Source organism: Endozoicomonas sp. SESOKO4 (genome assembly GCF_024606275.1).
In genome coordinates this window covers 1-8,574 of record NZ_JAHHPS010000012.1, presented here as the reverse complement: position 1 = coordinate 8,574, position 8,574 = coordinate 1, and the positions used below count along the sequence as shown (strand labels likewise).

General features: G+C 48.6%; 8 protein-coding genes. 4 read left to right on the top strand and 4 right to left on the bottom strand.

Annotated features, from left to right (window positions below; genetic code table 11):
• Positions 1-444 (bottom strand): class I SAM-dependent methyltransferase (locus KDK16_RS00175; protein WP_257274161.1); only part of this gene is annotated, 444 nt, incomplete at its 3' end.
• 186 nt (positions 445-630) lie between these two features.
• Here KDK16_RS00175 and KDK16_RS00170 point away from each other — a divergent pair.
• On the top strand, positions 631-1,344 hold the full coding sequence (locus tag KDK16_RS00170) for a hypothetical protein (protein WP_257274160.1): 714 nt from the start codon (positions 631-633) through the stop codon (positions 1,342-1,344).
• Between the two features lie 69 nt (positions 1,345-1,413).
• On the opposite strand, the gene fabV is transcribed toward KDK16_RS00170, so the two are convergent.
• Both fabV and KDK16_RS00160 read right to left on the bottom strand, forming a co-directional pair.
• Positions 1,414-2,616, bottom strand: coding sequence for an enoyl-ACP reductase FabV (gene fabV / locus KDK16_RS00165; protein WP_257274159.1), 1,203 nt, complete (start codon positions 2,614-2,616; stop codon positions 1,414-1,416).
• Between the two features lie 142 nt (positions 2,617-2,758).
• The gene (locus KDK16_RS00160; protein WP_257274158.1) at positions 2,759-3,769 is read right to left on the bottom strand and encodes a GlxA family transcriptional regulator; all 1,011 of its coding nucleotides are present in this window, start codon (positions 3,767-3,769) and stop codon (positions 2,759-2,761) included.
• 125 nt (positions 3,770-3,894) lie between these two features.
• Here KDK16_RS00160 and KDK16_RS00155 point away from each other — a divergent pair, with 125 nt between their 5' ends.
• The 3 genes from KDK16_RS00155 to cobB all read left to right on the top strand — a co-directional run bounded on the left by KDK16_RS00155 (position 3,895) and on the right by cobB (position 8,092).
• The gene (locus KDK16_RS00155; protein WP_257274157.1) at positions 3,895-5,736 is read left to right on the top strand and encodes a beta-ketoacyl synthase; all 1,842 of its coding nucleotides are present in this window, start codon (positions 3,895-3,897) and stop codon (positions 5,734-5,736) included.
• Between the two features lie 171 nt (positions 5,737-5,907).
• Positions 5,908-7,302: a DUF4139 domain-containing protein gene (locus KDK16_RS00150; protein ID WP_257274156.1), complete on the top strand. Its 1,395-nt coding sequence runs from the start codon at positions 5,908-5,910 to the stop codon at positions 7,300-7,302.
• Between the two features lie 88 nt (positions 7,303-7,390).
• Positions 7,391-8,092: a Sir2 family NAD+-dependent deacetylase gene (gene cobB / locus KDK16_RS00145; protein WP_257274155.1), complete on the top strand. Its 702-nt coding sequence runs from the start codon at positions 7,391-7,393 to the stop codon at positions 8,090-8,092.
• Between the two features lie 168 nt (positions 8,093-8,260).
• On the opposite strand, the gene KDK16_RS00140 is transcribed toward cobB, so the two are convergent.
• A partial coding sequence (locus tag KDK16_RS00140; RefSeq protein ID WP_257274154.1) for a hypothetical protein occupies positions 8,261-8,574 on the bottom strand: 314 nt, incomplete at its 5' end.

Sequence of the window (8,574 nt, the reverse complement as noted above, 5' to 3'; positions counted from 1 at the left end):
GACGATGTAACAACCTGTCTTAAGCTTCTGATTAAAGATTTTTGATAACTTCTCCATGGCGCCGGGATAGAGATAGCAGACGATCAATCCGGCACCTTCCCATTTATGTTGGAAAATATCCTGTTGAACGATGACTACATTTCTCAGATGGCGGCAACTTAATCGGCTGATCCAGCAGGGAAGAGGGGAGCGTTCAATTCCATAAATGATCTGGTCTGGATAGGTTTTTGCTAATACCGTAATAAGAGAACCAAAACCAGAGCCCAATTCATAAATGTTGCCATCGACTATTTCTGGCAAGGTTTCCAGTAGTTTTGATCTTACCCTGGCAGAAGTGGGTGTTGGAGTGATGCCCAAACGCAGACTCCAAAAGACAATTGTCGCTGTTATCAGACCGCCTGCACAGAAGGTAAGAATCAGAATGGTTTGTTCAAAGTTAATCATTTCCTGAAAGAACTTTATTATCCGCCAGATTTTTATCTTGCCCTTTATTGAACCTTTTGATCAAGTTCAGGCTGGACAGTTTTGGTGTATGGACTAGCTTACAATCAGAGCCTTAAGTCAAGTAGTGCGATGAATAGTGCGATAAGATGTGCGGTGATAAAAAGAGTGATGACGGGCGCGTTAGCATTGGTCTCAATTCTCGTTATGCCTCTTTGTGCAGTCGAATCTGCTCCGTCTCTTGAAAATCTCGATGCAGGCTTCCAACACCTGCAGTCGGTGCTCGGGCGTTATGAGCCCCTGCAGGCCAGACAGTTTCGTATCATTATTGATAAGGAGTATAAAAATAAACCCGTTGAAAATGAGCCGGAAACACTGACTATCGCAAAGGGTGATGTGCTGATTGGTAATCCTTATCGAATAGGCGATGCCATTGCCTTTGATACGATTGAAGCTATTCGTTGTACGGTCTACGAAATTTATAAGCATGATCAACGCAAAAAAAAGTTTCGTGAGCATCGTTATCTGGCGGTTCGCTATGTATTGAGAATGAATGCCTATCATCAATGGTATTTTGAAAGCAGTGTTCTGTCCCACAGTGATCCTGCTGTTGTGGAATCTCACGCTCTCAAAGGCAGTGTGGACTGGCTGAAACATGGCTTCGAGCTGACAGGTTTCACCCCGGGTGTTGCTTATACAGCGGGGGCAAAACCTCTACCCGTTGCAGTCTACGCGCAACTGAAATTCATACGTGCCGGAGATGAATTGTACATTGAGGATCGCTGGCAGGATTATAAAATGACCAAGGGCCCCAATGGTAAGTCACTGCCATTTCCGGATTTTAGTCAGCCCGTTGGGCGTCCTCAATCCTGGTATAGTCGGGAAGATTCTTATTATGAATAAGAGGTCGTTGTAGTATATTTCAATGCATTGTGAAACGAGAGGGCTTTCAAACCCTCCCGGGTCGGTTGATCAGATATCAATGACGTCAAAAGGCACCAGTGGATTGAGATCCTCTTCGTAATTAACGCCTTCAACGCCAAAGCCAAAGAGTTTCAGGAACTCTTCCTTGTATTCAACGTAATCGGTCAGTTCTGACAGGTTTTCATTGGTGAGCGTTGGCCAGAGTGCCTGACAATGTGACTGAATGTCGTCTCTCAGTTCCCAGTCGTCCAGACGCAGGCGATTGCTGTCGTCCACCATCGGAGCTTCGCCGTTTTTTCTGTAAAGGCGGTCACGGAACATTCGGTTGATCTGTTCGATACAACCTTCATGAACACCTTCTTCGCGCATCTTCTTGAAGACCATGGCGATATAGAGGGGCATTACAGGAATCGCAGAACTGGCCTGAGTAACAACGCTTTTCAGTACTGCGATGTTGGCAGAACCGTTCAGGCTCTTCATCTGCTTGTCGATGGCATGGGCAGCACGATCCAGATCCTTTTTGGCCTCACCCAATGCACCTTCCCAATATATTGGCCAAGTAAGTTCGGTACCAATATAGCTATAGGCCACCGTTTTACAATCTTCTGCCAGGACACCGGCTTCTGACAGGGCTTTCATCCAGAGTTCCCAGTCCTCACCGCCCATCACTGTCACCGTTGCTGCCACTTCTTCTTCAGTTGCCGGCTCAACCAGGGCTTCAAACAGCTGATCCTTGTTGGTGTCGACGGCTGTCGCTCTGTAGGGCTGACCCATAGGTTTGAGCACAGAACGGATGACTTCACCGCTGTCAGGCAGTTTACGAACAGGAGAAGCCAGAGAATAAATAACCATGTCAATCTGGCCCAGGTCTTTTTTGATAAGTTCGATGGTTTTGGTTTTGGCTTCGTGGCTGAATGCATCACCATTCAGGCTTTTCGCATACAATCCTTCCCCATGAGCCAACTTTTCGAAAGCGGCGGAATTGTGCCAGCCTGCCGTGCCAGGCTTTTTGTCGGTTGCGGGCTTTTCGAAGAAAACACCGATGGTAGCTGAACCTGAGCCAAACGCCGCGGTAATACGAGATGCAAGGCCGTAACCACTGGAAGCACCAATGACCAGAACCCGCTTGGGACCCCCGGTCACTTCACCCTGAGCCTTGGTATAAGCGATCTGCTCTTTGACGTTCTGCTCGCACCCCAAGGGGTGGGTCGTTGTGCAGATAAATCCGCGAATCCTCGGCTTGATAATCATCTTTGGCTCCAGTTAATGATAAGAGTCGGCGGGACGAATAAGATTCGTTGCGCCATAACAGTCGAGTAAAGCTTATCCAAAACAGGCAGGGTGGAAAAGGCGCAGGCGGTGTAGATCAGTCAGTATATTGATACGAAATGTATCAAGAGCGCTCAAGATAGAAAAGTTTACCCCGGACGCTGCGCTTAAAGTTGCTTGGTGTCAGCTGAAAGTGCTTCTGAAACAGTCGGCTGAAATAGTCAGGGTCGGTGTATCCGGCCTGATAGGCTACTTCCCTGATGGAAAGGTCGGTCCTTTTCAGAAGATCTGAGGCCAGGGTCAGTCTCATTCGCTGAATATAAGTGGTTGGAGAGAAGCCAGTGGCTTCCTTGAATCTTCGGTGCAGTGTTCTTCGTGTCAAACCAGAAGCTTCTATCAGGTGGTTCATTTCAATATCTTCATAATAATGCTGCCTTATCCATTCCTGAAGCTGGATGATGATTTCATCGTTATGAGTGGTGGTGTGATCTTCAGCAAACAATATCTGATCCATAGGACGACGGATTTCATGGGAGAACTGCTGCTCGACCTTATGGGCAACCTGCTCTCCCATGCTCAGCTCAATCAGATGAATCATAAGGTCAGCAACCGAGTTGACACTTCCGGCGCAAAATATACGCCCTGAGCGGGTAATCAGGTGATGGGGTTTAAAATCAACGTCTGGATAGTGTCGCTTCAATCGTTCAAGAAAATACCAGTGAGTGGCTGCTGGCTGGTGATTCAATAAACCTGTTTCAGCCATAAATGTGACTCCGGTTCCTGCCACGCAGAAGGTAGCTCCCTGCTGATGCTGATTCTTCAGCCATTTCACCAGTGTTTTGGACTGCCATACTACTGGAAGGGGGTTTCGCCAGAGGCCGGGAACAATCACCAGGTCACCGGGGCCTGTTTGAGCAAAAGTCACTTCCGGTGTCAGAGGTATTCCACCCATAGTGATGATCGGGCTGAGTTGCTCAGCACAGAAACAGACTTCTACGTCGGAATAATGATGTTTCAGGCGGCTATAGGTCACACCTGCCTGGATTATTTCAAGCGGCAAACTGATGCTGGTGGACAGCATATGATCTACCAGAGGAATCAGAACTCTATTCAGTGAAAGCATTTTCTGTGTCAAAGAGCTGACCTGGAAATCTGATGATGTGACGTAATTATCAGGTTGGTTGGCATAAATGTACAGTTGTGTTTATGAATGTCCTATTAAACTACCGAGATATTCCTCATATAAATGGAGTTGTTACCGTGAGCAGATTACCGGTCATTGTCGCGCAGGGAGGCATCAGTCCGGCGGGACGAAGTTCAGGGTTTCATGGCTATCATCGTCTGGTATTTGATCAATTGGGTGCTCAACACAAGCAGCAGACGTTGACTGCTATCGCACAGCTCAGGGGCTTGGATAAAGACACTCCGACAGACACTATTCTTTCAGGTACCCTGATCAGGCAGCTCGAAACCAATCTGTTTGATAATAATGCTCTGTATTATCATCGGTCCCTTGAAGCCGCAGCAGGCTCGGAACTGATTCTGCCAAAGTCTGGGCTACCTGAACCATTACCGGAAAACTGGCAGGTAGATGAACTGGCCGATGGCCGAAATGTCAGAGTCCGTTTTTCCGGCCTGCAGTCCCTGATGTTGCCTTCGACAAAGGTAGGCACTGTTAATGCCGCAGGTCAGTTGCCCAGCGGATTTGATCCTGCTGTTCTTTATCAGTCCAGAAATCATCCCCGCTCACTGGCTATGACGGTTTTTGGGGCGTCGGATGCCATGCGGTCCTCTGGTCTGGACTGGCTGCTCTTGAAAGAGAAATTGTCTCCCGAACAGATTGCTGTCTATTCAGGAAGTGCCATGAGCCAGCTCGACTATAACGGTTATGGCGGCATGCTCAAAGCCCGTTTGATGGGTAAGAGGGTGACTTCCAAGCAGTGCCCACTGGGCTTCGCTGAAATGTCCGCTGATTTTATTAACGCTTATATCCTGGGTTCACTGGGTAACACTGGCACCTCAATGGGAGCCTGTGCAACATTGCTTTATAACCTGCAGCTGGCGGTGAACGACATTCGTTCCGGTAAGCGCCGGGTAGTGATCGTTGGCAATAGTGAAGCGCCGCTTTTACCTGAAATCATGGATGGCTACAGCACCATGGGAGCTCTGGCTACGGACGATGCTTTGAGAAAGCTGGATGGTCTTGCCGAAGGTACCCCCCCTGACTGGCGTAATGCCTGTCGCCCTTTTGCAGAGAGTGCCGGTTTTACCATTGCGGAATCTTCCCAATACTTTATTTTGATGGATGATGAGCTGGTGCTTGACTCTGGTGCTGAAATTCTGGGCGCGGTGGCTGACGTTTTTGTGAACGCAGACGGCTATAAGAAGTCCATTTCATCTCCCGGCGCCGGAAACTACCTGACTGTTGCCAGAGCTGCTGCCCTGGGCAGGGCAATTTTGGGAGAAGACGCTATCAGACAGAGAAGTTTTGTTCAGGCTCATGGTACCGGCACCCCACAAAACCGGGTGACTGAATCCCATATTCTCAATGAAACGGCCCGCCATTTTGGTATGTATAACTGGCCCGTTACAGCCGTTAAGAGCTATCTGGGTCACTCTATTGGTGTGGCTGCTGGTGATCAGCTGATGTCAACACTGGGTGTCTGGCACCGGGGCATCATTCCCGGTATCCGAACGATTTCCGGTATTGCTGAAGACGTTCATCATTCACACCTCAACATCAGCATGGAACATAATGAGATGGGCCCATCACAGATGGCCATGTCGCTGATCAACGCCAAGGGTTTTGGGGGAAACAACGCTACGGCGCTGGTTCTGAGCCCTGATATAGCCCGAGATATGTTGAAAGCCAAACATGGCGAGCAGGCACTTTCATCCTGGCAGCATGGTTATGAAAGTACCTCCCATCGACAGGAAGAGTATGAGTCTGCGCAGCTTTCCGGTCAGCTAGAGCCTATTTATCAATTTGGTGAAGGGGTTCTCGGTGGAGACGATCTGGATTACAACGATCGACACATAAAAGTGCCCGGCTTTGGCCATGCGCTGAATCTGCAAGTGGATAATCCTTTCTGGTCTTTCTGATCCTCGATGATGTTGTCGGCTCCCGTTTGAGAAAACGTGGAGTTGATTTATGGTCTATTTTACGGGCATGCTCCTCGAAAGCTTTGCATCACTATCCGGGCTGATCACTAAGTTACGCATTCAGGCGGACTCAATCAGCCCACACTGTCTCATTAAAGGGAGAAAGTCATAATGAGAGCCAGATTCAATCTGACCGGAATACTGAGTAGCGCTGTTGTGCTGACGGCCATGAGTGCCAATATGGTGACCGCGGATGAACAGGCAGGAAGAGTGGAAGTAGGCCATGCAAGCAGTACTCATTTAACCCTCTACCCAGACAAAGCTCTGGTTCGTCAACAGTTCAAAGTGCTTCCCGGACCGGAAGGGAAATTAGTCGTTGAGGGCATGGCCGATGACTGGGAAGATGATAGCCTGGAACTGGAATACATCGCAGACAAACAAGGTGTGGTTCCTGATAGCCTTATCTGGCACAGAGGGGGGTTGGATAGAGATCATCTTTACCATCGGCTGGTTGGCAAGTCGGTTGAACTCGTGGGGGGTGGGCTGAATGTTCCCGTACAGGGTGTCTTGCTCTCCTACGACAGTGGAATGGGGCTGGTTCAGGGCAGTAACGGTCGACAATACCTGGTTGACTGGAATGATCCTCAAGGCATCAGGCTGGCCTCACGCGAACAGGTGTTCCTGGAAAAAGACTATCAAACTCGTTTGATCGCACGCTTTCCGGATCTTGTCGGCACCGACCAGTTGCGTCTGTCTTACATTACACCTTCCATTCGCTATTCAAGCCACTATCGAATGACTCTGGATGACACTGGAAAAGCCCGTATTGAACTGACAGCTCTGTTAAACAACAACACAGAAACCGACTACAACAACGCAGATATCAAGCTGGTGGCCGGAGATATGGGACGGCCTAATGTAGGCTATGCCCGTAAGATGGTGCGGATGGATTCTGCCAATGCTTCGCCCGGTCAGGAAAGTCAGCGGGTGGGTGAGGTCATGGTGATCTCGTTACCGAAGGACCAAACGAAACTGACCCCGTTCTCCTGGCAGCAGATGACTCTCTACAAGGATGATCAAATAGCACTTGACCGCTACTATCAGCTGGATGTTAATGGTCGTTCATATTCAGGCAGAACTTCTGATCTGCAAAGACCCAGGTTGAATTATCGCTTTAAGGCTGAGCGTGATCTGCCTGCCGGTGAGGTGAGGATTCTTGAGTCTACCGGCGATGGCACTGTGATTATCAGCGGTAATGCCATGATCCCTCAGACCACCAAAGGCGATTATGCTCATCTTGCCATGGGTGAAGCCCTGACCGTAAGGGTTGAGAGAAAGCGCGTTGATAGTCAACAACGGGAGAAGGAGCTTATTAGTCGCTGGCAGACCGTTGTATTCAACGACAGTGATGAAGAGGTGACCCTGATGATGACAGATCGCGATCATTCTCTGATTAAGTTGGAGGACGTGAAAGGCGGTGCTCTGCAGCAGACTGATACCATCAAGGTTAAAGTTCCTGCTAAAAGCAACAAAACGCTTTCTTATACCTCGGTGTACTCCCGGTAATACCGGTAAAGATCAGAAGTCTGAATGCCAACAGAAATTCAGGCTTCTGGGAAGATAAAGAATTCAATTTACTATTGATCAAAAACTCATGCACAATTACCCATCTATTGTTGTTCTGACCGGTGCCGGTATTTCTGCCGAGTCGGGTATTCGTACTTTCAGGGCCAGTGATGGCCTTTGGGAAAATCATCCGGTTGAAGAGGTCGCCACGCCGGAAGGTTATAATCGCAATCCGGCTTTGGTGCAGGCTTTTTACAATGACAGACGTCAACAACTGACTGAAGTAGTTTGCAATGCTGCTCACAAGGCTTTGTCAGACTTCGAAAAATCCTATGATGGCGAGTTTCTGCTGGTCACCCAGAACGTTGACGATTTGCATTCCCGGGCGGGCAGTCAGAACCTGATTCATATGCATGGTGAGCTTTATAAAGCCAGTTGTCAGGATACAGAACAGGTTTTTGACTGGCATGATGATCTTACTACCGAAACACTCTGCCCATGTTGTCTTCAGGCAGGTAATCTGCGGCCTCACATTGTCTGGTTTGGCGAAATGCCTTTGCAGATGGATCGCATCTATAAAGCTCTATCGCAATGTGACCTTTTCGTTTCCATCGGAACTTCGGGTAATGTGTATCCTGCTGCCGGTTTTTTTGCAGAAGCTAAGGCCGCGGGCGCCGAGACCGTTGAGTTGAATCTTGAGCCCGGTTACCACGCCTCACGGTTTGATCGGAGTCTTACCGGGCCTGCCACTGAATTGGTTCCTGAATTCTTTAATGCATTGTTGGGATAGATATACGGCAATACTAGTCTATCTTTGCCATCGAAATCAGTCATTCAGTGATAATTACGGAGTCAAGCCAGTATTAAACTTCTTATAAATCTCTGTTCTGAGATCTCCTGCTGTAGCGCTAAGAGTGTGAAACGGGAGAAAAACGATTAAACGGTTCGGTTAATCAAATTATTGGATGGCTGACATGTTACGTTCCTTCTTAATTGGAGGAAGTGAAGCGTATTTTTTCGGCAGTTCAGGCCGTTGTTCCGAAGAGAGATTCTTTACTTTTGGCTCGTAATCCAGAGGGGGCAGAATCCCTGAGCGGCGAGGTTTATAATCTGGATGCAGTGGATTTGAGTTGGCGTCAGGGGCATTCCGGGATACATCAAGCGCTGTACAGCCAGAGATTGGCTCTTCCCTCAATTCACCAAAGATTATGCCACCTCTTCTACCACCGCGCCTTTCACCAGAAGCCGGAAAGGCAACAAAATTGAAGAGTT